Source organism: Solwaraspora sp. WMMB335 (assembly GCF_049179075.1).
Lineage (GTDB): Bacteria > Actinomycetota > Actinomycetes > Mycobacteriales > Micromonosporaceae > Micromonospora_E.
Genome location: NZ_JBMHMF010000001.1, coordinates 5951545 through 5973761, shown reverse-complemented (window position 1 = coordinate 5973761; position 22217 = coordinate 5951545). Strand labels below are relative to the sequence as shown.

General features: G+C 70.9%; 18 protein-coding genes and 1 pseudogene. 2 read left to right on the top strand and 17 right to left on the bottom strand.

The features are described 5' to 3' along the window. Positions 1-66: 66 nt before the first annotated feature. From ACN27F_RS26000 to ACN27F_RS25975, 6 genes are all read right to left on the bottom strand, one after another. A complete protein-coding gene (locus tag ACN27F_RS26000) occupies positions 67-939 on the bottom strand; it encodes an alpha/beta fold hydrolase (RefSeq protein WP_421437812.1) in 873 nt (290 codons plus the stop codon). Between the two features lie 166 nt (positions 940-1105). Then, complete coding sequence (locus ACN27F_RS25995; protein WP_421437811.1) at positions 1106-2248, bottom strand: sensor histidine kinase; 1143 nt, start codon at positions 2246-2248, stop codon at positions 1106-1108. A gap of 168 nt (positions 2249-2416) precedes the next feature. After that, complete coding sequence (locus ACN27F_RS25990) at positions 2417-3607, bottom strand: FAD-dependent monooxygenase (RefSeq protein WP_421437809.1); 1191 nt, start codon at positions 3605-3607, stop codon at positions 2417-2419. A gap of 245 nt (positions 3608-3852) precedes the next feature. Next, on the bottom strand, positions 3853-4587 hold the full coding sequence (locus tag ACN27F_RS25985; RefSeq protein WP_421437808.1) for a Clp protease N-terminal domain-containing protein: 735 nt from the start codon (positions 4585-4587) through the stop codon (positions 3853-3855). A 53-nt stretch (positions 4588-4640) separates the two neighbouring features. Then, entirely contained in the window at positions 4641-5063 is a 423-nt protein-coding gene (locus tag ACN27F_RS25980; RefSeq protein WP_421437806.1) for a roadblock/LC7 domain-containing protein, read from the bottom strand. A gap of 119 nt (positions 5064-5182) precedes the next feature. After that, positions 5183-5554: a hypothetical protein gene (locus ACN27F_RS25975; protein WP_421437804.1), complete on the bottom strand. Its 372-nt coding sequence runs from the start codon at positions 5552-5554 to the stop codon at positions 5183-5185. Between the two features lie 381 nt (positions 5555-5935). On the opposite strand from ACN27F_RS25975, the gene ACN27F_RS25970 reads away from it, so the two are divergent. Next, the gene (locus ACN27F_RS25970; RefSeq protein WP_421437803.1) at positions 5936-6961 is read left to right on the top strand and encodes a glutathione S-transferase family protein; all 1026 of its coding nucleotides are present in this window, start codon (positions 5936-5938) and stop codon (positions 6959-6961) included. Between the two features lie 67 nt (positions 6962-7028). Here the strand turns inward: ACN27F_RS25970 and ACN27F_RS25965 are convergent, their stop codons facing one another. The 3 genes from ACN27F_RS25965 to ACN27F_RS25955 all read right to left on the bottom strand — a co-directional run bounded on the left by ACN27F_RS25965 (position 7029) and on the right by ACN27F_RS25955 (position 10302). Continuing rightward, positions 7029-8570 carry an ATP-dependent DNA ligase gene (locus ACN27F_RS25965; protein ID WP_421437801.1) on the bottom strand — a complete coding sequence of 514 codons (1542 nt, stop codon included), beginning with the start codon at positions 8568-8570 and terminating at the stop codon, positions 7029-7031. 84 nt (positions 8571-8654) lie between these two features. After that, positions 8655-8906 (bottom strand): hypothetical protein, encoded by a 252-nt coding sequence (locus tag ACN27F_RS25960; protein ID WP_421437799.1) that lies wholly within the window; start codon positions 8904-8906, stop codon positions 8655-8657. 10 nt (positions 8907-8916) lie between these two features. Next, entirely contained in the window at positions 8917-10302 is a 1386-nt protein-coding gene (locus ACN27F_RS25955; protein ID WP_421437798.1) for a dipeptidase, read from the bottom strand. 116 nt (positions 10303-10418) lie between these two features. Between ACN27F_RS25955 and ACN27F_RS25950 the strand changes: the two genes are divergently transcribed. After that, complete coding sequence (locus tag ACN27F_RS25950) at positions 10419-12005, top strand: plasmid pRiA4b ORF-3 family protein (protein WP_421437797.1); 1587 nt, start codon at positions 10419-10421, stop codon at positions 12003-12005. 43 nt (positions 12006-12048) lie between these two features. Here the strand turns inward: ACN27F_RS25950 and ACN27F_RS25945 are convergent, their stop codons facing one another. From ACN27F_RS25945 to ACN27F_RS25910, 8 genes and pseudogenes are all read right to left on the bottom strand, one after another. Then, positions 12049-13191 (bottom strand): M48 family metallopeptidase, encoded by a 1143-nt coding sequence (locus ACN27F_RS25945; protein ID WP_421437796.1) that lies wholly within the window; start codon positions 13189-13191, stop codon positions 12049-12051. Between the two features lie 30 nt (positions 13192-13221). Next, a complete protein-coding gene (locus ACN27F_RS25940) occupies positions 13222-13995 on the bottom strand; it encodes a uridine kinase family protein (RefSeq protein ID WP_421437794.1) in 774 nt (257 codons plus the stop codon). Next, on the bottom strand, positions 13992-15590 hold the full coding sequence (locus ACN27F_RS25935) for a cobyric acid synthase (protein WP_421437792.1): 1599 nt from the start codon (positions 15588-15590) through the stop codon (positions 13992-13994). Before ACN27F_RS25935 ends, ACN27F_RS25940 begins: the two co-directional genes overlap by 4 nt. After that, the gene (locus tag ACN27F_RS25930; protein ID WP_421440449.1) at positions 15577-16566 is read right to left on the bottom strand and encodes a cobalamin biosynthesis protein; all 990 of its coding nucleotides are present in this window, start codon (positions 16564-16566) and stop codon (positions 15577-15579) included. Before ACN27F_RS25930 ends, ACN27F_RS25935 begins: the two co-directional genes overlap by 14 nt. A 122-nt stretch (positions 16567-16688) precedes the next feature. Then, on the bottom strand, positions 16689-17513 hold the full coding sequence (locus ACN27F_RS25925) for a single-stranded DNA-binding protein (RefSeq protein WP_421437790.1): 825 nt from the start codon (positions 17511-17513) through the stop codon (positions 16689-16691). A 522-nt stretch (positions 17514-18035) separates the two neighbouring features. After that, positions 18036-21101 carry a BTAD domain-containing putative transcriptional regulator gene (locus ACN27F_RS25920; RefSeq protein WP_421437788.1) on the bottom strand — a complete coding sequence of 1022 codons (3066 nt, stop codon included), beginning with the start codon at positions 21099-21101 and terminating at the stop codon, positions 18036-18038. A 95-nt stretch (positions 21102-21196) separates the two neighbouring features. Further along, positions 21197-21727 carry a hypothetical protein gene (locus ACN27F_RS25915; RefSeq protein ID WP_421437786.1) on the bottom strand — a complete coding sequence of 177 codons (531 nt, stop codon included), beginning with the start codon at positions 21725-21727 and terminating at the stop codon, positions 21197-21199. Positions 21728-21988: 261 nt separating this feature from the next. Next, positions 21989-22154: pseudogene (locus tag ACN27F_RS25910) on the bottom strand (transposase); the annotation flags it as partial. Positions 22155-22217: the final 63 nt, after the last annotated feature.

The window sequence follows — 22217 nt, the reverse complement described above, 5'->3', positions numbered from 1 at the left end:
CGGGTCCACCGCGGTCGCGTCGTCGGGTGGCCGGTGGCTGGTCGACCCGGCACGTTACATCGCCGGTCAAGTCCGGACGACTGTCCGGATCTCATCGATCACCGCCGGCCACAGGGCGCGCGGTAGCAGGCCGTGGCCCAGTCCGGGGTACGTCACGAAACGGGCTTGAGGGATCGCGTCCGCAGTGGCCCGACCGCCGGGCAGGTGCCAGATCCGGTCGGCCTCGCCATGCACCACCAGTGCCGGAATCCGCAGCGTCGACAGTCCGGCACGGCGATCTCGTGACGCCATCAGGGCCGCCTCGTGGCGCAACCGTCCGGCCTGGTCGTAGGCACGGTCGAAGGCCCGCCGACCCATCTCGCGCAGCCACGCGTGGTCCATGTCGTAGCCCGGAGACCCGATGAACGTGAACAGATCAACCATCAACTGACCAGCATCTTCCCGGTCGGCCACCGGCCGGTCCTGCATCCGCTGCAGCTTCATCGCGGTCCGCATGCTCAGCCGGCCGATGCGAGGCGAGGCGGTTGCGGCGATCGAGGTGAGACTGAGCAGCCGGTCCGGGTGCCGGATCGCCATCTCCTGTGCGATCATCGCGCCGAGCGAGATGCCGACCACATGCGCACGCGGCCAGCCCAGCGCGTCGAGCACCGCAACCGCGTCGCCTGCCATGTCGCTCAGCCGGTACGCCGCGGTCGACGGCCGCAGCATCATCCGCATGATGGTCGGCCGCCCGGCCGAGTGCAGATGGGTCGAGTGACCGACGTCGCGGTGGTCGAACCGGGCGACCGCGAAGCCCTGCGCGGTCAGCGCCTCGCAGAACTCGTCGTGCCACATGATCATCTGCATGCCCAGCCCCGCCACGAGCAGCATCGGCTCGCCGTCGGGTTCGCCGAACCGCTCGTACGCGATGGAGATCTCCGCTGAGCTCGTTTCACTCATCCGTGTCGTTGCCGTGCCCGCAACCTGGGCATGGTGAGGTCCAATGGTCATACGTCGAGCGTGAGCCGCGACGCTTGAGCGCCGGTTGACCCGAACGCTGGCGAGCGTCGTGGTCAGGTCGCCGGACCCGGCCCAGAAATTCGGCCGTACCGCGGGCCGACGCCTTTCAGCAGGCCAGGGTGGTCATCGCCCGTGGCAGTTCGGCGCGGAGCACGAACCAGCCGTCGTCGGGACCGACGCACAGGCTGCCGCCGACGATGGCGACCCGCTCGGCGAGCCCGGTGAGGCCGGTGCCACAGACCGGCGGTTCTACCAGCGTGGCGCCGACGCCATCGTCACGCACCTCCAGCACCACCGTTGCCTCCGAGCCGCCGACGGTGATCGCGCAGCGCCGGGCCTTGGCGTGCCGGACGATGTTCGTCGCCGCCTCCCGCACCAGCCAGGCGGCGCACTCCTCGATCGGCTCCGGCAGGTCGACCCGACCACCGTCGATGATGACCACCACGCCCGACGCCTGCAGCAACGTCTCGGCGGACTGAGCCTCCACCGCCAACGACGTCTTTCGGTATCCCGACACCGCAGCACGGACCTCGGCCAGGGCGTCCCGGGCGACCGCACCTACCTCGACCATCTCGGTCGCGGCCCGGCGCGGCGCCGAGTCGACCATCCGGGCGGCCAGGTCCGCCTTGAGAGCGACCGCAGACAGCCGCTGGCCGAGAATGTCGTGCAGGTCGCGTGCGATACGCAGGCGTTCCTTGGCAACCGCGAGCTGGGTCAGCTCGGCTCGGGCCTGCAGCAATTGCATCGAGGTGTCGATCTGGTTGTAGATCGCCACCTGCACACCGCTGGTAATCGCGATCAGCAACACGAGAATGACGAGTGAGTCGATGCTGACCTGCATCGCGACGGCAATCGTGACAAAGGAGACGGCCTGCACCACGACGAGAGTTGGCCACCACCGCAGCGGGCAGTTGATCAGCAGCATCACCGAGCTGAAGAAGCTCAGACCGGACAGCCAGTCGTAGCGGAGCAGAGGCACCATCAGGAAACCGCAGATCAGGGTGAGAACGATCGTGACCGGCGCCCGGTTGGTGTGCAGCCGTGGGGTGTTGCGCAGGATCACCCGGGAGTAGCCGGCGGTGAACACAGCCAGCCCCACGTACAGCAACCCGCTGCGCTCGTGCGCGACGCTGAGCGGAAACGCCAGAAAGGCCAGGCACGACAGGGCGAACAACCGCACCTGGATGCCGCGTCGACGCAGCCAGAATTCCTGTCCTTTAGAGACGCTCGATTCGGCATCGGCAGCCATGGCCACATTGAATCACGATCCACTAGGCCAGCTACCTCATCCGATCGTCCCCGGCCGATCTTATCCGAAAGATCGATGGCGGAACGATCGATGGCGGATCCGTGCCGGCCAGGGCTTCGGTGCCGCGATTCCGGCCAATCTGGTCAGGTCCGATCCGGTCAGATCTGGTCAGGTCAGGTCCGGTCCGGTCCGCACCGGACGATGCCACTCGACGTCGTACGTGAGCAGCCAGGACGAGAGGTCTCCCCAGAAATAGCGCCGATAGAGCGGGGCGAGAGCCAGGTCGAGCCACCCCCGTCCGGGTAGCCGCTTGGCCCGGCCGTACCGTGCGCCAGCACGCAGCGCCTGGTCAAGACGGGGCCGACGCAGCTTCTCGTAGGTGGCGAGGGCGGTCGGCACGTCCTTGATGTCGCGGACGCACCGGGCCAGGATCACCGCGTCCTCCATCGCCAGCCCGGCGCCGAGACCGTAGCCGACCGGATGAGCGGCGTCGCCGATGACCACCATCCGGCCGCGCCACCAGCGCGCGACCCGGTAGGGCAGGTACAACGGCACCGGACGGCCCAGTGCTGGTGTCCGGTCGATCAAGGCTGCTGCCGGTGTCGCGCCCTGGCCGTACTGCTGAAGCAACCGCTCGCGCCAGTCGTGCTCGGTGACCGTGCCCAGCTCCGGCACCGTCACATCACCAGTGGACAGCACGGCGCTCCACCACACGGTGCCGTCCGGTCTGGCGGTGTAGCGGAAGCAGCCGGAACGACCGAAAACCAGGTGCGCGGCGCCGGCCGCGATCCCCGGCAGGTGGGCCGTCCCGTCAATCGTGCAGTGGCCGCCGAACTCCGGCAGTGGTGCCGAGTTGGCGATCGCGCGACGGACACGCGAATGGACGCCGTCCGCGCCGATCAGTAGCTCGCTCTCCACCTGCCCGCCGTCGATGAAGTGGGCGGCGACGCCACCGGTCACACTGCTCGCGTTGGCCAGCCATCGCCCGGTCTGGATGGTCGCGCCCGCTCTGGCCGCCTCCTCACGCAGAGCGGCCACGATATCACTCCGCGCGATCGTCACGTTCGTCTGTGCGATGCCGGACCGGCCGGTGCGGGCGACCGAACCGAGCAGCCGGCCCTCTCCGGTCCACAGGCACAGACTGGTCGTCACCACGCCACGGTCCAACACCGCATCCAGGCAGCCCACCGACTGCAATGCCCGCAGCCCGTTGCCGGTAAGGGTCAGGAAGCCGCCGGTGGCACCGGCCGGATCCAGGTACGCCTCATGCACCGCGACACCGATTCCAGCGCGGGCCAGCGCGACTGCGGCGAGCGCGCCGGCGAGCCCGCCGCCCACCACCGTGGCCCGTGCTGTCATCGACGCCTTCCTCTCCTCTGCTCCTCCGCGCCTGCCGCACCGTTGAGATCGTCGAGTCTGCCGTTACACCCTGGAGTCTTGCTTGAGGTTTCGCGATGCTCCCAGGTGCCCACAGCGGGTGTCTCCGCCCCCGCGCCGGACACCGCCTACCGGGCGATCACCGATCGCAACAGCCTCACACAAACGCCAGGCGTGGTTCCACCCCGGACGGGGAACGACCGGTGCCGGCCAGCTGAGCGGATCCGCTAGTCGCGCTCGGTCCGGGCACTCCCGGAGGATGCTCGCACGTAGGTCTCCACGGCCCGTTTGGTGATGCCGAGATCGGCGAGCGGGCCGGCGTCCACCGCGAACTCCAGCAGCGCGAGCAGGACGTGCTCGGTGTCGACGGTGCGGTCGGCCAGGCGCAGCGCCTCGCGGAAGGCCAACTCCAGCACCTTGCGTACGTGTGCGTCGAACGGGATGAGGTCGGGCACGTGATCGACGGCCGGTGGCACGGCGGCGCTCGCCTGGGTCCGGACCTGGTCCAAATCCGGACCTTGGGCGAGGATCGCCCGGACGGCCAGCGTGGCCGGATCGTCGAGCAGGCCCAGCAACAGGTGTGCGGTGCAGATCTCGTCGTTGCCGGCCGCCCGTGCGTGCGCCTGTGCCGCGACCACGACGTTGCGGGCGTGTGGGGTGAACCGGCTGAAGCCCTGCTTGGGATCGAGATCGTTGGGTTCGTCCGGTGTCTTGGGCACGAACCGCTTTTGAGCTGCCTGCTTGGTGACTCCCATGCTGCGCCCGATGTCGCTCCAGGACGCGCCGGAGCGGCGCGCCTGGTCGACGAAGTGGCCGACCAGGTGGTCGGCGAGTTCGTCGAGATGCTCGGCGATCACCACGGCACTGGTGAGCTGCTCCAGACTGTCGTCGTGCGCCCGCTTGATACCGGTGATCAGGTCGTCGAGCCGGACCGGAATGTCGATCTGTACGGATTCAGCCATGCGTCAACTGTAAGTTGACGCATGGCTGGTGTCAACTTCTAGTTGACGGTCGGTCAGAGCCTGACCTGGTTCGCCACGTGCGCATCCAGCATGGTGGTCAACCGGCCCGCGACCGCCCGCGCCTCGATGTGCAACCTGGCGACGTTGAGGCCGTCGGCGCCGAGGACCGCCAACAGTGCCTTGTCGTTGATGGCGTACACCGAAAAGTAGCCCTTGTGGCTGCGTACGGTGGACTCCCGGAACGGCCCCTGGCGCAACGCCAGCCCGGTCTGGCGACCGAGCCCGAAGGTGGCCGCCGCGAGCGCGGCGAGATCGTGTGGTTCCGTGCCATCGGTCAGATCGTGCAGCAGCAGCAGGCCGTCCACGCCGGCGATCACCGAACCGACCACGCCGCCGACCTCCCGCTTGAGCGAGGCCAGTTGCGCGTATGCCGGATCGTCCGCTGGTGCCGACGCGCCGCCGTTGCTTTCCTGCATGACTGGTCTCCGTTCGACAGTGCCGTGCCGGCCGGTCAGGCCAGCTCGCCGGGTCGCCGATCAGTCACTGGTGACTGATCGGCGACCCGGCGAGCAGCCGATCCCGCGTTGACTACGGTTCAGATTTCGAGCGCGGCTTCGATCTGCCGCAGGTGGTGCCGGGCCATGGCCAGGTTCGACCGGGACCGGTTGAGCGCCAGGTAGAAGAACAGGCCCTGTCCCGAGCGGGACGAAACCGGGCGGATCAGGTGATACTGGGTGTCGAGGGTGATAAGAATGTCTTCGATGCCGTCAGTGACCTTGAGCATCTCCAGCGTACGCATCTTGGCTCGGACCACGTCGGTGTTACCAGCCGCAGCCACCGCCAGATCCATGTCGGCCGATCCGCCGGCCGTGCCGAGCGTCATGCCGCTGGAGTAGTCCACCAAAGCCGCGCCAATCGCGCCCTCGATGGCCATCGCGTCCTTGAGCGCCGTGTCGAGCGAAGCCATGCCCTGCCTCCGGGGTCATTCAGGTTGTCGGCGAGCGAGCGGGCAAGCCCGCTACGCCCGTGGTCCGGCGATACCGACCCGTTGGCCGCCCGTCCGGCGCCACGTTTCCCACCGGAGAGTTGCACGACGATCGGCCGGTTGCACGCCGCCAGGAAATTACTGGCTGAGCAGACTACCAAGCTCCGCCGCCCTGACACCGAAGTTACCGACATGGCCGATACCGCAGGTCATCGCACCGTATACCAAACGATCAGCCGAGAAACACCCAAGAAGCGCACCGAAGAGGGACAACCGCCGAAGGTTCCGGCTTGGTAGCGGTACGCGGGACACGTCCTGGCGCCAGCCCGGCTACCCGACCCGTGAACTGGGTACGGTACCACCATGGCGAAGACGGCAGACGGCAGCTACGTCAACCCCGGCGGCGAGTTCACCCGTGACCAGCGCTACCTCACCAGCCGCATCACCGCGGACGGGCGCGACGGCTATCCGGTGGAGCCGGACCGCTACCGGTTGGTGGTCAGTCGCGCCTGCCCGTGGGCCAACCGGACGATCATCGTCCGGCGCCTGCTGGGACTGGAGCAGGCGCTGTCCATGGGGGTCGCCGGCCCCACCCACGACAAACGCAGTTGGACCTTCGACCTGGATCCCGGCGGGCGCGACCCGGTCCTGGGCATCGAGCGGCTCCAGGACGCCTTCTTCGCCCGCGTTCCCGGATACGAGCGGGGCATCACCGTGCCAGCCGTCGTCGACGTGCCGACCGGCCAGGTGGTGACCAACGACTACGCCCAGATCACCCTGGACATGTCCACCGAATGGACCGCCTATCACCGCGCCGGCGCTCCCCAGCTGTATCCGGAGTCGCTGCGCTCGGAGATCGACGAGGTCAACGGGGTGGTCTTCACCGATGTCAACAACGGGGTCTACCGGTGCGGGTTCGCTGGCAGCCAGGCGGCGTACGCCGCCGCGTACCAACGGCTGTTCGACCGGCTCGACTGGTTGTCCAGCCGGTTGGACGGCCAGCGGTACCTGGTCGGGGACACCATCACCGAGGCGGACGTCCGGCTGTTCACCACGCTGGTGCGATTCGACCCCGTCTACCATGGTCACTTCAAGTGCAATCGGCAAAAGCTGGCCGAGATGCCGGTGTTGTGGGCGTACGCCCGGGACCTGTTTCAGACACCCGGATTCGGCGACACCATCGACTTCGATCACATCAAACGGCATTACTACGAAGTACACCGGGACATCAATCCGACCGGCGTGGTGCCGCTGGGGCCCGACCTGGCCAACTGGTTGACCCCGCACGGCCGGGAACGCCTCGGTGGCCGCCCGTTCGGCGACGGCACGCCACCGTCCCCACCGCCGGCCGATGAGGTCGTACCGGCCGGGCACACGCCCCTGCGCTGACCGGACCAAGCCGCCGCCGATCAGTCGCCGAAGCGGTTGGGCCGGAGCGGTTGGGCCGGAGCGGCGGCTAACAGGTGCGGCGGCCGGCGTGGATCGCTCGTACGGTGTCGATGGTGTCCGCCTCGGCCGCGGTCTTGTCGTCGCGGTAGCGCAGCACTCGGGCGAACCGCAGCGCCAGCCCGCCGGGATAGCGCGGACTGGTTTGCACGCCATCGAAGGCGATCTCCACCACCTGCTCCGGGCGTACCCGGACCACCCAGTCGCCGCGCTCGACGGCGAGTTGCTGGAACCGCTCGGTCTGCCAGCGCAGCGTCTCGTCGGTCAGGCCCTTGAACGTCTTGCCGAGCATGACGAAACCGCCACCGGCCGGGTCGCGGGCGCCCAGATGCAGGTTGGACAGCCAGCCCCGGCGCCGGCCGCTGCCCCACTCGACGGCGAGCACCACCAGGTCGAGGACGTGTCGAGGCTTGACCTTGACCCACGCCGCGCCGCGCCGTCCGGCGTCGTACGGTGCCCGCGGCGACTTGACGACCACCCCCTCATGGCCGGCGTCGAGCGCGGTGGCGAAAGCGGCGGCTGCCTGCTCGGCGCCCGCGACGCTGGTGCGCGTGACCAGCGACCCGGCCGGTACGGCCGCCCGCAGCGCCGACCACCGCGTGTCGCCGGTCTCGTCGAGCAGGTCCGTGCCGTCGAGATGCAGCAGATCGAAGAAGTACGGGCTGAGCACCGCCCCGCCGCCGGCCGACGCGCGGTCCGGTCCCCGGGTGGCGGCGATGCGGGAGGTCTCCTGGAACGGTCGGGGCCGCCCGGTGGCGTCGAGCGCCAGCGCTTCGCCGTCCAGGACGATCTCGCGCGCCGGCAGCGCCCGAACCTCGGCCACCACGGTCGGCGCCCGGGCGGTGATCTCGTCGAGGCTACGGGTGAACACGGCGACGTCGGCACCGCTGCGATGCACCTGGATGCGAATGCCATCGAGCTTGGTGTCCACGACCGCCGGAACACCGGTGGCGGCGAGCGCGTCGTCGACCGAGGACGCGCTCTGCGCCAGCATCGGCGCGAGCGGCCGGCCGACGGTCAGGGTGCAACCGGCCAACGCCGCCTCGCCACCGGTGAGCGCGGCCACCGCCACCGTTGTCAGGTCACCGGTGAGCAGCAGCGCGCGGCGTACCAGTGGCCGCGTGACACCGGCGGCGCGGGCGAGGGCATCGGTGAGCAGGCCAGCCTGCGCTCCCTGCCGCAACTCGCCGGTGAACAGCCCGACGAGCAGCCGTTGCTCGTCAGCGGTGGCGGCGGCGAACAGGGCACCGAGCAACTGCCGGCGGCGGGCCTGGGCACCGGCGCCGCCGACCGCGGTGATCTCGGCGATGCGGGCATCCACCTGCGCGACCGACAGCGTCGGCACGGCGGCCGCCGGGGGCGGGTCACGCAGGCTGGCGTAGCCGATACCGGTCTGCCGCTGACGCAGCTCGCCGGTGAGATAGGCCGTCCCGGCGACGAGCTCGTCGGGAGGGAGCGCCCGCAGCGCGTCGGCGAGCAACTCGACCTTGACCCGCCGGGCCGAGGTCGCTGCCACTGCGGCCGAGGTGGCCGCCAGGTCGATGAACCGCACCGCCCCATCCTGGCAGCCACCTGCGACAACTCGACAGCGACAGCTGCGCCCGGTGCTCGGCCGGCGGCACCGGTGCTCGCCGCGCTACGCCGTCACCAGGTTGGCTTCGGCAGGTCGGTGGGCCGTACCGTTGTCGGTCACCGGCTCCTCGACCCGAAGGCCTCGGGCCCGGACCTCGTCGGCCACCCGGGCCAGGGCCGAATCGATGGCACAAAGAGCGACCGAAAGCTCGCCGAGCTGGGCCCGTAGCGACTCCTCCGGCCACGTGGAGACGCTGACGTCGCGAAGCGCACTGACCGCAGCGTCCAGCCGCGCGATCACTTCATTCGTACTCATGTTCGAAACCCTAGCGCACCCCACCGACATCACGCAGCCAAATCGCCGGATCGGCCACCGCCGCCAGCAACAGCGTCTCGGCCAGGCAGGCCCGGGCAAACTCCCCCAGGTGCAGGCTCTCGTTGGGCCCGTGCGCGCCGGCGTACGGGTCCTCGACCCCGGTCACCAAGATCGCGGCGGACGGAAACATCTCCTGAAATGTGGCGATGAACGGAATCGAGCCCCCCACACCGATGTCCACCGGGGCCGCGCCGTCCCACGCGGCGGCGAACGCGGTCCGAGCCGCATCGAAGACCGGACCGGACGCGTCGATCACACACGGCTCGCCGTCGCTTTCCAGGCTCACCTCGACCTGAGCTCCCCACGGGGCATGCTTGTGCAGGTGTGCGGTGAGCGCCGCGTACGCCGTGGCCGGATCGTCGCCGGGTGCCAGCCGCAGACTCAGCTTCGCCCGCGCCGCCGGGACCAGCGCGTTGGGCGCGCCGTCGGTCGCCGGCGCGTCGATGCCGAGTACCGCCAGCGCGGGCTTCGTCCACAGCCGGTCGGTCAACGCGCCGGTGCCGGTAAACTGCACACCGTCGACCATCCCGGCCTCGTCACGCAGCCGTCGCGGTGGCAGGTCGACGGCGGCCCCGGTACGCCCGACCAGGCCGGATACCGCGACGTCACCCACCTCGTCGTGCAGCGTGGCCAGCAGCCGGCAGAGCACGGTCAGCGCGTCGGGCACCGGGCCGCCGAACATCCCGCTGTGCACGGCCTTGTCGAGCGTACGGACCGCCACGAAACAGTTGATCAGGCCGCGCAGCGAAGTCGTCAGCGCCGGTACGCCGACCTCCCAGTTGATGGAGTCCGCGATCACGATGACGTCGGCGGCCAACTCGTCGCGGTACCGGGTGAGCAGTCCGGGCAGGGAGTCGCTGCCGTACTCCTCCTCACCCTCGACGAACAGGACCACCCCGACCGGCAGCGCGTCGCCGAACGCCCGCAGCGCCGCGATGTGCGCCATGATGCCGGCCTTGTCGTCGGCGGCGCCCCGGGCGTACAGCCGGCCGTCGCGCTCGACCGGTTCGAACGGGTCGCTGTGCCACCGAGACAGGTCGCCGACCGGTTGCACGTCGTGATGGGCATACAGCAGGACGGTCGGGGCACCGGGCGGGGCGGCACGCCGGCCGATCACCGCCGGCTGGCCACCGGACCGCACCACCTGGACGTCCAGCCCGCAACCGCGGGCGAGTTCGGCGACCGCTTCGGCGGAGCGCTGCACCTGACTGTGGTCGAAGCCGTCGAAGGCGATTCCCGGTATCCGGATGAGTCGGTCCAGATCCGCTCGGACACCGGGCAACTCCCGGGCGATCGCGGCCCGCAGGTCGGCTTCGGTAGGGATGGCTGTGGTCATTCGACGATCGTATGCAGCGTCCCGGTCGCGGTCGCCGTCGTCTGGCAACCTCGGGCGACGCCGACACGCCAGGGGTGGCACGCGCACCACGAGGGTGACTTCGGCACACTGTCGTGATGGATCCTTCAGCCTCGAACGGACCGTGCGACTGCCCCGGCTGCACCGGCGAACTGCCCGATCCCGGCAACATGATCGAGGCGATGCTCGCCGCGACCGCTGATCTGGTCGCCAGCGACGACCCGTTGGAAGCCGAAATCATCGGAGCCATGTTCGTCTCGCTCATCGGCGCCGACGACCCGCAGGGTGAGCAGTTGCTCGTCGACGGGCTCATCCCGCAACTGGCGGCACGCGCCAGTGCCGAAGCACACGCGTTGCTGCTGGCGATCGCCTCGGTAGCACCACCAGCCATGGCAGCGACTGCCACTGCCGCCGCTGCCGGGATCGCCGCCGACGTACCGCAGCCGAAGTGGGCTACCGAAATCACCACACCGGTGACGGTGGGTGACTGCTGGTACCTCACCGGGCCGGGTGAACTCGCCTCGATCCTGGCAGCAGACTTCCAACGCGCCGGCCGTGAACACGCCGTCATGGTCTTTGTGGATCACACCGACTGTGGCGCCGCCCAGCAGATCGCACTGATCGACGGCAGCCAACTGCCGCAGGCCCTGGCCATGGCCGAAGACGGCGGTCTACGCATGACCCGGCAACGGATCGAGCCGGCCGACTTCCGCTGGCACGTGGAGCAGGCTCTGAACGCCCGAGCCGTACACGACGAGGACGTCCTCGACCCGGATCTCGACGATCCGGAATGGGATCTGGACGACCCCGAACTCGACGGTGACGACCACGACCGGGACGAACTCGGGTTGGCCGGCGATGCGTCACCGGACGTGATCGACGACAGCGCCGGCGATGATGACGAGGATGCCGAAGGGCCGGACTTCGCATCGCTCGCCGCCCTGCTGCGGACCAGGCTGTCCGTCTTACCTGCGGCGAACCGGCCGGCGCTGGCGGACCACAGCGTGCACGCGTTCGACCTCGACCCGGACGAAGAGCTCACCGGTCTGCCCTACCCGAGCGCCGGCAGCGGGCGTGTCGCGCGGCAGCTGCCGCCCCCGAAGCTGCCCGGCAAGCGGAAGAAGTCTCATGGCCCGGCGCCGATCTACCGGGTCAGAGTCGAGCTGGTCGACAGCGAACCGCTGATCTGGCGGGAACTCGAAGTGCCCGGCGACATCCCGCTGGAACGGCTGCACGCGGCGATCCAGGTGGCGTTCGGTTGGAACGGCGACCACCTGCACGAGTTCGACACCTCGTACGGCGAGTTCGGGCCGCCGGACAACCGCGCCGGCCAGCGCTCGGAGCGGAAGGTGACCCTGGAACAGGTCGCCGCCACGGTCGGCGACACCGTCACCTACCTGTACGACTTCGGCGACGGCTGGACCCACGACGTCCGGGTCGAGACGATCACCGACCACGACCCACAGGCCGGCTACCCCAGATGTACGGGCGGCGAGTGCGCGGCGCCGCCGGACGACTGCGGCGGGGTCTGGGGCTACGCGGAGCTCGTCGGGATCCTCGGCGACCCGTCCCACCCCGAGCACGCGGAGCGGCGGCAGTGGCTCGGACTCGATGACGGAACGCGGTTCGACCCACACCGATTCGACCTGGACGAGGTGGACCGCCGGCTGGCATACCTGCGGTGAGCGACGTACCAGCGTTGATCTCCCGCCGCCGAGCGGGCTGGGGTCAGGGGTTCGACGGTGGCGGGCCGGTCGGTGGCCGGCCCGCTCGCCCGTCCCCACCGGGTGGACGCCTGGCCGCACCGGGTGGACGCCTGGCCGCACCGGCCGCGCCCATCCAGGAACGGGCCCGGCCGGCCGCGCCGGCGGCCCACTCCCCCATGCCCACGGCCCCGTCGCCGAGCCGGCGCAGCAGGCCGACCAGTGGATCCTGGCTACGGCTGAACTCCTCGCGGTAGGCGTCGGCGGCGGCCTTGATCTCGTCGGTGACCGAGGCCGCGGCGTCGCCGTCGCGGCGCGGATACTCGCCGGCGAGCACCTGGCCGTAGCCACCGGAGTCGATCCACTGACGCAGCGCGGCGGCCCGGGCCACCGGCACCGGATGGGTGTTCCACGCGGTCATCCGTACCTTGTGCAGGCTGTCCCGCAGGTCGCCACCGCCTTCGTACTCGGCGGCCTGCTCCAGGAAGGCGGCGGTGTCGACCTGGCTCAGGTCGCCACCGCCGGCCAGCTTCATCAGCAGACGCAGCGACGCGGCCGGATCCTGTCCGGCGAGCAGGCCGGCCCGGTCGCCGGACAGTTCCGCCTTGCGCCACCATTCCAGCATCGCGGCGATGATCGCCCGCAACGCGATCGCGCCGACCGGCAGCCAGCTCAGGTTCGCCGCCCAGCGGGTCAGAATGGTCAGGATCGTCTGGTAGACGGCGTGTCCGCTGCGGACGTGTCCGAGTTCGTGGCCGAGCAGGGTTCGCAGTTCGTCGTCGTCGAGCTGCTGCACACAGGCCGTGTTGACCACGATGAACGGCCGGTCCAGCCCGATCGCCTGGGCGCCGAGCACCGGCGACTGGGTGACGAACAGCTCCGGTAGTTCCGGTACGTCGAGGGTGGCGGCAGCCTCGGCGAACAGCCGGTGCACCCGTGGGTACTGCCGGTGGTCGACCCGAATCGACGAGGCGAGGTACGACAGCCGGAACCCTCGCTCGTTCCACATGCCGACGAACGTCTTGACCACGTCGTCGAAGCCGCGCAGCTCGCGCAACGCGGTCAGTGCTCCCCGGTCCGCCGGGTGCTCCCAGGCCCGTGAGCTGATCCCGGTGAGGACGATCCGTCGCCTGGCCGGCGTAGTAGCGCCGTCATCGTCTGCGGTCATGTCACGGCCTCCCGGCTCGACGGACGTGGGCTACCCGGCCGATGGTGCCGCACCGGCACCATCGCCGGCTACCCCGCCGGCCGGTTCGGCGCCTCGGTCGAGCCGGCGGTAGCTGGGCGGATCGCCCGGTCGCAGCGCTGCTCCGTCGACCAGCAGATCGACCTCGGCCGCCGTCCGGTCAGCGGCGAAGAAACCTCGCTCGGCGTGGCGCCAACGGTCCAGCACCGGTTGCATCGCGGCGCCGTCACGGGCCAGCGATCGGGCCAGCCGTACCGGCTCCGGCGCGGTGACGAAAATCGACAGGGCCGCCTGCGCGCGGGCTGCCGCCCGCGCCGCGCTGACCCCTTCCACCAGCAGTACGTCAGGTGGTTCGACGACGACCCATCCGTCACTGAACCGCCCGGCGATCCAGTCGTAGCGCCGGTACCGTGCCGGCCGGCCCGCCCGCAGCGGAGCCAGCACCTGCTCCTGCAGCCGGGGCCAGAACGTGAACTGGTCACCCCAGCCGTCGAGCAGATCATCGGTACGGACCAGCGCGATCCTGCCGTTCGGCCGGGTCGTCGATCCGGCTGGGGCTGCCGCCCAGGCCTCGACCAACCGATCGGCGAACGTCGACTTGCCGGCGCTGCTCGGGCCGTCGATGACGACCAGCCGGACCGGGCCGAGGCGGGTCGGATTGCGGCAGGCCGGACCGGCGGACACCCGCCGGACGAGTCCGGCGAACGTCTCGACCGTGCCCTCGCCGAGATCGCACCCGCCCATGCCGGGCTCGTGTTCGCTGACGTCCGGCTCGTGCCCGCTCATGTCCGGCTCGTGCCCGCCCGTGGCGCGCCTGGCGGGATGAACGGCAGCCCGGCCGGCGGCCCGAACTCGATCAACCGCCACAGCGCAACGGTGTCGAGGTGCTCCTCGACCAGGTCGCCGAGCAGGTCCAGTCCGCGCTGGCGCAGCGTCGCGAAGCTGGTGTCCGGCGCGACGACGAAGCCGCGCCGGCCCGCCTGCCGCGCTACCTCGTCGAGGTAGCGACGGCGGAACTCGTCGGACTCGAACGCCCCGTGCCAGTGGGTGCCGGCCACCGCCCCGACCCGCGCGCCCTCGCCCCGCCCGTCGGCGTAGCGCAGCAACGGCGGCGTGGCCGGGTCGACGCTGCTGACGTACCCGTGGTGGATCTCGTAGCCGCGCACCGGGACCGGGTCGGCACCGACGGTGGCCCCGACCGAACGGGTCACTGTCTTGTGCGGTGCGAAACTGACCTCGACGGGCAGCAGACCGAGTCCGGGTACGGTGCCCCGCCGGCTTTCCACGTCGTCGTGTACCACCCGGGCGAGCATCTGGAAGCCCCCGCAGATGCCGAGCAGGGGCCGGCCGGCGGCGGCGTGCGCGCTGACCGCGTCGGCGAGGCCGGTCTCCCGCAGCCAGGCCAGGTCATCCACTGTCGACTTGGTGCCAGGGATGACGACCAGGTCGGCGGCGGAGACCTCGGACGGGTCGACGGTGAGCCGGACCCGCACGCCGGGCTCGGCGGCGAACGCCTCCAGATCGGTGGCGTTGGAGATCCGGGGCAGCCGGATCGCCGCGACCCGCAGGGTGTCGCGGCCGCGCGGCGGTGCGGGCCGGCCGAGAGTACGCCCGTACGCCAGCGAGTCCTCGCCGTCCAGCCACAGGTCGGGTCGCCACGGCAACACCCCGTACGTCGGTCGTCCGGTCACCGTGGCCAGCATGTCGATGCCCGGGCGCAGCAGGCCCAGATCGCCCCGGAACTTGTTGATCACGAATCCGCTGACGTGGGCCTGATCCTCCGCGCTGAGCAGCGCGACGGTGCCGAACATGGCGGCGAACACCCCGCCCCGGTCGATGTCGCCGACGACGATCGCCGGCAGGCCGGCGTGCCGGGCCAGACCGAGGTTGACGAAGTCGCCGGCCCGCAGATTGATCTCGGTGGGGCTGCCGGCACCCTCGCAGATCACCACGTCGTATTCGGCGCGCAGCGCGGCGAGGGTGGCGTGCACGGTGCCGGCGAGGCGGGAGCGCATCGCGCGGTAGTTGGCCGCGGTGACGGTGTCGACGGCCTCGCCGAGCAGCACGACCTGGCTGGACCGGTCGCTGCCCGGTTTGAGCAGTACGGGGTTGAACCGGACGTCGGGCTCCAGCCCGCAGGCGGCCGCCTGCATCGCCTGGGCCCGGCCGATCTCGCCGCCCCGGCCATCCGGGCCGACCACCACCGCCGAGTTGTTGGACATGTTCTGCGCCTTGAACGGGGCGACCCGCACGCCGCGTCGGTTCAGCCACCGGCAGATGCCGGCGGTCAGTACGCTCTTGCCCGCGTCGGAGGTCGTCCCCGCGACCAGCAGCCCTCCGCTGCCCCCTTCCTCGGCGATCGTGGACTTATCGAGAGACATAGCGGACAAATACCCGCGACAAGTCCACGATCGCGCGGGCGGTGGGGAGGGCGAGGGCGGTCTGGCCGACGAGGCGGGACAGCGTGGCGGCACGTTTGATGTGGCGATACGACGGGCGAGGGCCGTCACCGAGGAAGGGGCGGACCTCGCTGCGGCCGAAGTAGACGTTGCGCCCGCCGAGCCGGACACCGAGCGCCCCGGCGAACGCGGCTTCGCACTGGCCGGCGTTCGGGCTCGGATGGTCGGCGCGGTCGCGCAACCAGACCCGTCTTGCGCGGTCCCGGTCGCCTTTGACCGCTGGCGACCAGGCCACGGCAGCCAGCCCGGTGAGCCGCGACGGCACCACGTTGAGCAGGTCGTCGAGCCGGGCCGACGCGGTCCCGAACCGCTGGTAGCGGGCCGAGTGGTGGCCGACCATCGCGTCGAGCGTGTTGGCGGCGCGGTAGCCGACCAGGCCTGGCAGGCCGGCGACCGCTCCCCAGAACAGCGGGGCGACCACGGCGTCCGAGGTGTTCTCGGCGACGGATTCGACCGTCGCCCGGGCCAGCTCGGGCGGGTCGAGCGCGGCCGGGTCGCGCCCGCAGAGATTGCTCAACCGCCGTCGCGCCCCCGGCACGTCACCGGCGCGCAGTGCGCGGGCCATCGTGCCCGCCTCGGCCCGCAGTGTCCGCCCGCCCAGCACCGCCCAGGTGGTGCCGGCGGCAAGGACCGCGCGGGCGATCGGCCGGCGCCGGGTCAGCGCCGAGGCCGCCGCTGCGGCCAGCACCGGTACGCCGACCGCGACGGCCGTGTACGCCGCCCCCGCGCGCCGGCTCGGGCTGTACATCCGCCGTTCCAACGCGCCGGCGAAGCGTCCGTAGCCGGCGACCGGATGCCAGCGACGCGGGTCACCGAGCAGGGAGTCAAGTGCATAGCCGGCGAGCATCCCGCCAGCCGTGGCGACCGCAGCAGCCGCCTCGATCCTGCCAGCGCCGATAGCCACCCGGGCAGCTTACGCGGCGTAGTCACCGGCCGGTTGGGCCGGGCGCGGCGGCGGGGAACGCGGAGTCGGCGCTCCGCCACCATGCCGCCACGCCCGGCATCGGGAGTTCGACGGGCTCAGGCGGGCACCGGAACCCGGCCGCGCGAGCGCCGCGAACGGCTCGGCGGCACGGGCTGTCCCGCTGCCCGGTCGACGTCCCGGTCCGCGTCCCCGTCCCCGTCTCCATCCGGATCCTCATCGCCCGCCGAGCCGGCGGGCGGAGCCGGCGGCTCCTCATCGACCGCTGGCATCCCGTCGTTGCCGGGTGGCAGGCTCTCGGACGGCAGGCCCTCGGCCGCAGTCTGCGCGGCCAGCACGTCCACCGCCAGGGTGACCGCCGGACGGCCGTTGCTCGTGCGGGCCGGCTCACCCTCGACCGGCGAGGGCACCGACGGTTCCAGGAACGTCGGGTCGTCGTCGGCGTCGAACAGCTCGTTACGGGCCGACGGCGCCTGGTCCGGCGGCACGTCGGCGGTGGCCTCGCCCTGCACCCGCCGCTCCGGGTCGTCGCCGTTCACCTCGCTGGTGGCCAGCGTCGGCCGGTTACGCATGAACCGGCCACGGCCGCGTGCCAGGTCGTGTCCGACGGCGACGGCCTCCATCTCGTACTGCAGGCGGCTGTTGCCGTCGCCGTCGACCCAGTCGCGGGTGTAGAGCCGCCCGACGACCACGACCGGGTCGCCGAGCATGATCGACGAGGCGACGCCCTCGGCGAGCTTCCGCCAGCAGTTCACCCGCACCCGCAGGCTGTTTCCGTCTACCCACCGGTTGTTCTCCCGGTCGAGCCGGCGGGAGGTGGAGGCCACCTTGAAGTTGGCGACCAGGGTGTTGGTCTGGGTGGTCCGGCGCCACTCCGGGGTCGTCAACACATTGCCAACAACCGTTACATACGTATCGAACATCGCATCTCCACATGGGCTCGGGGACTGATCTGGACGAGTCGACTCGCCGACCAGCCTCGGCCTGTGGCGCCCGTACGACCAGTGACGATCCGGCTGCCCTGTGGACGGACCCCGAACTGTGGACAGCCAGCCTGCCTTCGGCTGAATGTGCTACGGCAACAGCGGGCATCGCTGTCCAGGAAATCCAGCTCTTGCTCCCGCTCGACGACCGGCACCGCGTCTGCGCGATCCTGGTCAGGCACCGGACTGGGGAGGTCTGCCCGTACAAGCGACGACGCCGCCCCGCCCAATTGCTGTCGGGCCTCCTGTACTGCGATGGCGCGACCGCAAACTGGATGCGTCTCACGTAAGCACCCGAGCGGGCACACCGTACCGATGTACGCATGCCCAGTCCGGTACGTTGACCGGGTCGGGGAGCATTGATGAGCAGGCGGTTCGGTGCCGTGGTTTCGCCGCTACCGGTCCCGCCGGTACCGGGGTCGTTCCAGCGCCTGCGTTGACGAGGAGATCGCGGGGTCGTCATCAGCACGAACTGGCATCGGTGCCCATCAGTGACTTCGCGGGGCGTGGCCCGCTCGTCCGGCGAATCGCCTCGCGGACGCGCTCTGCCAGGTGCCGGTACCCGCGCTCGTCGGCCAAGTGCAGCGCGTGCCGGAGGTGGCCCTCGGCCTCCTCGGGGAAACCGAGCACCCGCAACGTCTCGGCGAGCCCGAGCCGGGTCTCGACCTCCACCGGAGTGGCTCCGATCTCGCGGACCTGGTGGAGCGCCGGCAGCCAGTGGGCGAGGGCCTCGTCGTGCCGTCCCATCGCGTGGTGAATGCTCGCGACGGTGGCCGTTGCCTCGGCCTCGAACCGCGAGTGCCCCACCTCCCGACTCAGGGCGACCGCGGCGACGCCGGTGCGCAACGCGTCCGCCAGGCGCCCGGTGTCCCGGTCGAGGGCGGCCAGACAGCGCATCGTCTCAGCCTCGTTGGCGCGGTCCCCCACCGACCGGTGCAGCGCGAGTGCCTCGGCCAGCACGTCCCGCGCCACCTGCGTGCGGCCGACCGCCACCAACATCTCGCCCAGGTTGGTGGCGCAGATTCCCTCGCCGCTCACGGACCCCAGCTCGCGGTAGATCCGGCGGGCATGGTCGTAGTGCTCGGCCGCCGGCCGGTACCGACCCTGCAGGCGGGTGACGAGCCCCAGGTTCACCCGGTTCACTGCGATTCCCGGCCGCCAGCCGAGCCTGCTGTTGACCGCGAGTGCGCGCCCGAGGTGATCGCTGGCGGTGTCCAGCTCGCCCAGCTCGGCGTGGACGGTGCCGATGTTGCCCAGCGTCGCGGCCTCGGCCTCCGCCCAGCCGACTGCCTGGGCGAGGGCCAACGCGCGGGTGTGGTGCCGCAGCGACTCGACGTGCCGGCCCTGCCGCCAGTGCAGGCCGCCGAGGCTCATCTGGGCCGCCGCCTGTCCGGTCAGGTCGGCGTCGTGCTCGGCAGCGCAGAGCGCAGCGCTGGCGACGCGGAGCCAGTCCACGGTGTGCATCGTGGCGAAGAAGTAGCCACGCATCGCGTCGGCGAGTCGCCAGGCCAACGCGCGGGGACCGTGCTCGGCGGCGAAGATCACCGTCGCCACCAGGTTGTGGCGCTCGGCGTTCAGCCATGCGGACGCAGCCGCACCGTCCACGAAGTGCTCCTCGGTGGGGTCGGCTGCCGGGATCCGCAGCATCTGGGGGTACCGCCGGACAGCCGCCGCCGACACCCGGGCCAGGTAGCTGGACACGAGTCCGCGCAGGACCACCTCCCGCACCCCCGGCTCGTCCTCGGCGTCCACCTTGACCTGTGCGAGCTGCCGGACCAGGTCGTGGAAGGAGTACCGGTCAGCTCCGGCGGGACGGAGGAGGTGGACGTCGGCCAGCCGGGCGAGCATCCGGCCGGCGTCGGCCGCGCTGACCTGGACTGCGGCGGCGGCCGCGGCAGCGGTGATGTCCGGGCTCGGGACAAGGCTGAGGAGCCGGAAGAACCGCCGGGTGGCGGGCGGGAGCACGGCGTAGGTGTGGTCGATCGCGGTGCCCACGCAGGCGTCCCGGTCGTTGGGTACGGCCAGACCCGGCCACAGCGTCCCGTCACGGAGCCGCCCGACCTCATGCGTGATACTCAGGCCGCGGTCAGCCGCGAGGCGGGACGCGACGATCCGTAGCGCGAGCGGTAGGCGACCGCACAGCTCGGCCAACACCATGGCCTGCTCGGGACTGTGGTCCACGCGTTCGGAGCCGAGAATGCAGGCGAGCAACCGCACCGAATCGGTCGCTGGCAGGACGTCGACCTCGACCCGCACCGCCCCGTCTCGGGCCACCAGCCCGATCAGGCTGTCCCGGCTCGTCACCACCGTGACGCAGGCGGGGTGCCCCGGCAACAGCGGGCGTACCTGCGGGCCGTCGCGGCAGTTGTCCAGCACTACCAGCATCTTCCGACCGGCCAGCAGCGACCGGTAGGCTGCGGCCGCCTCGTCGACGTCGAGCGGGATCTGGTCGGCGGGCAGGCCGAGGCCGCGCAGCAGGATCGCGAGCGCGGCGAGCGGGGTCTGCGGCCGGGTCGCCGAGTAGCCCTGCAGGTTCACGTAGAGCTGGCCGTCCGGGAACCGCCCGGCGCAACGGTGCCCCCATCGCACCGCGAGCGCGGTCTTGCCGACACCGGCCGCGCCGGTCAGGACGAGTACCACGGGAGCCGGTGGCTCGCTCACGGCGACGGCGCGGTCCATCAGCTCCAGCACGTCGCCGCGCCCGACGAAGTGGGCGACGGCGGGTGGTAGCTGGAGCGGTCGGGGGGTCCGGCCGTCGTGGGCGGCGAACCCAGGCCGGGCCGAGGTCGCCGGCTCGGCGCGCAGGATCCGTCTCTCCAGGTCGCGGATCCGCCGGGTGAGGTCCAGACCGTGCTCCTCAACCAGCACCCGGCGCAGCTTCCGCGCCACGGCGAGCGCCTCCGCCGGCCGGCCCTCCCGGCACAGCGCGGTCATCAGCAGACTGCAGGAACGTTCCCGCAGCGGCGCCTCGTTCACCAAGGACAGGAGGTCCGGGATGACGTCGGTCGCCCGGCCGAGGGCCAGGCGCGCCTCGGCGAGGTCCTCCTTGGCGGCACGACGCCGCTCCTCCAGCCGGGCCCGCTCCGCCTCGACGTAGTGCCCGGCGGCGTTGGCGAGAGCCGGACCCCGCCACAGCGCCAGCGCGGACTCCAGACTGACCGCCACGGCCGCGCTGTCCTCAGCCTGAGTCGCGTCCCAGGCCTGCCGCACGAGCCGGTCGAAGTCCTGGAGGTCGAGGTGCAACGGATCGACCACGATGCGGTACCCGGCCGGCTCGGTGCGGATCACGTCGGCCGCGTCCACCGCCCGGATCGCCTTGCGCAGCGCCGACACGTCCGCCTGGATCTGGGTCTTTGCCGTCGATGGCATCGCGCCGCCCCACACCGCCTCCACCAGGGCGTCCATGGTGACCAGCCGGTTGGCCTCCAGCAGCAGGAACCCGAGCACCGCCCGTTGCCGGGGACGGACGAGTGGCAGTCGGTAACCGCGTCGTTCCACTGTGATCGGACCGAGAAGGTAGAAACGCACGATTCCCCCGCTTCACAACAGGTCGAGCCGTACCGGTGCGCATCATCGCCGCACCGGTACGGCGTCGACCGTTCCCGAACGGTACCGCGTGCGTGCTAGATCCAGCCGGTTCCCCACGTGACGGCGTTGCCACTGGAGTTCGTGACGGTCACTCTGGTTCGCGACAGAACGTAGTTCGCGAACGACGCGCCCGCCGGCGCGAGGACCTCGAAGTACCCCAGGTCGATCCGGCAGGACGAGGAGAAGGTGGAACAGGTCGTCGACATGCTTTCCGTGACCGTCGAGCCGCTTCCGGTGCAGCTGTAGCTCACTCCGGCGTTCCGCGGAAACGACGCGTCGATGCCACCGGTGCAGCTCAGGGACGTGCCGTTGAACTGAAACTGCAGGGTTATGCTGATCTGGTACGGGCTCACGGCCACGCTCTGCGCGCATTGCGCGAAGCTGTCCGCCCGGCTGTTCGCGTATTCGATCAGGTATCTACGGGTCGTCAGCCGGTCGGCGTCGTAGGTGAGGCGGGCGTAGCCGTAGCCGCCACCGGTCTTGCCCGAGATTGCGGAGCTGCAGGGTGAGGACATCGACTGCGACCACGGCCCGTCACCGGCGTGGGCCGCGGCCGCCGGCACCACGGCAGCGACGAGCCCGAGGAGTAACACGATCCCGCCCCGCCCGACCGTACGCCGAATGTATGAACTCATCTGGTTCCTCCAACGCTACCGCTGGACCTGTTCCAGCGATGGCGACGGTTCCAGCGTGCGTTATGCGTCCGCTATGCGCGCCGGAACCGCGAGCAGGCAACCGGCCGGTCGGACCGCTACGAGGCGGGCGGATAGTCCCACGTGGAGCAGTACACGGCCCGAGACGAGCTCCCGAAGCTGGTCTGTAAGAACAAGGCGCTGCGCCATCGGCTGCATCGACTTACGCCGGCCGTTCAGCATCAACCCGCGCAGATACCGCAGCCCGGTCGCCCGCCGATCCGATCTCGGCAACCCGCGAAACCCTGGCCGCGAAGTCCTCCGACCGGGCCCTCACCTGGGTGAGTCCCCGCTCGTCCACGCCCGGGCGTCAAACCCAGCCTGGGCGGCCCGGCAAGCGACACGCCACAACGACCTGACAACC

Coding starts and splice junctions, on each gene's coding strand:
- ACN27F_RS26000 (WP_421437812.1), bottom strand. CDS start 939: ATGAGTGAAACGAGCTCAGCGGAGATCTCCATCGCGTACGAGCGGTTC.
- ACN27F_RS25995 (WP_421437811.1), bottom strand. CDS start 2,248: ATGGCTGCCGATGCCGAATCGAGCGTCTCTAAAGGACAGGAATTCTGG.
- ACN27F_RS25990 (WP_421437809.1), bottom strand. CDS start 3,607: ATGACAGCACGGGCCACGGTGGTGGGCGGCGGGCTCGCCGGCGCGCTC.
- ACN27F_RS25985 (WP_421437808.1), bottom strand. CDS start 4,587: ATGGCTGAATCCGTACAGATCGACATTCCGGTCCGGCTCGACGACCTG.
- ACN27F_RS25980 (WP_421437806.1), bottom strand. CDS start 5,063: ATGCAGGAAAGCAACGGCGGCGCGTCGGCACCAGCGGACGATCCGGCA.
- ACN27F_RS25975 (WP_421437804.1), bottom strand. CDS start 5,554: ATGGCTTCGCTCGACACGGCGCTCAAGGACGCGATGGCCATCGAGGGC.
- ACN27F_RS25970 (WP_421437803.1), top strand. CDS start 5,936: ATGGCGAAGACGGCAGACGGCAGCTACGTCAACCCCGGCGGCGAGTTC.
- ACN27F_RS25960 (WP_421437799.1), bottom strand. CDS start 8,906: ATGAGTACGAATGAAGTGATCGCGCGGCTGGACGCTGCGGTCAGTGCG.
- ACN27F_RS25955 (WP_421437798.1), bottom strand. CDS start 10,302: ATGACCACAGCCATCCCTACCGAAGCCGACCTGCGGGCCGCGATCGCC.
- ACN27F_RS25950 (WP_421437797.1), top strand. CDS start 10,419: ATGGATCCTTCAGCCTCGAACGGACCGTGCGACTGCCCCGGCTGCACC.
- ACN27F_RS25945 (WP_421437796.1), bottom strand. CDS start 13,191: ATGACCGCAGACGATGACGGCGCTACTACGCCGGCCAGGCGACGGATC.
- ACN27F_RS25940 (WP_421437794.1), bottom strand. CDS start 13,995: ATGAGCGGGCACGAGCCGGACGTCAGCGAACACGAGCCCGGCATGGGC.
- ACN27F_RS25935 (WP_421437792.1), bottom strand. CDS start 15,590: ATGTCTCTCGATAAGTCCACGATCGCCGAGGAAGGGGGCAGCGGAGGG.
- ACN27F_RS25925 (WP_421437790.1), bottom strand. CDS start 17,513: ATGTTCGATACGTATGTAACGGTTGTTGGCAATGTGTTGACGACCCCG.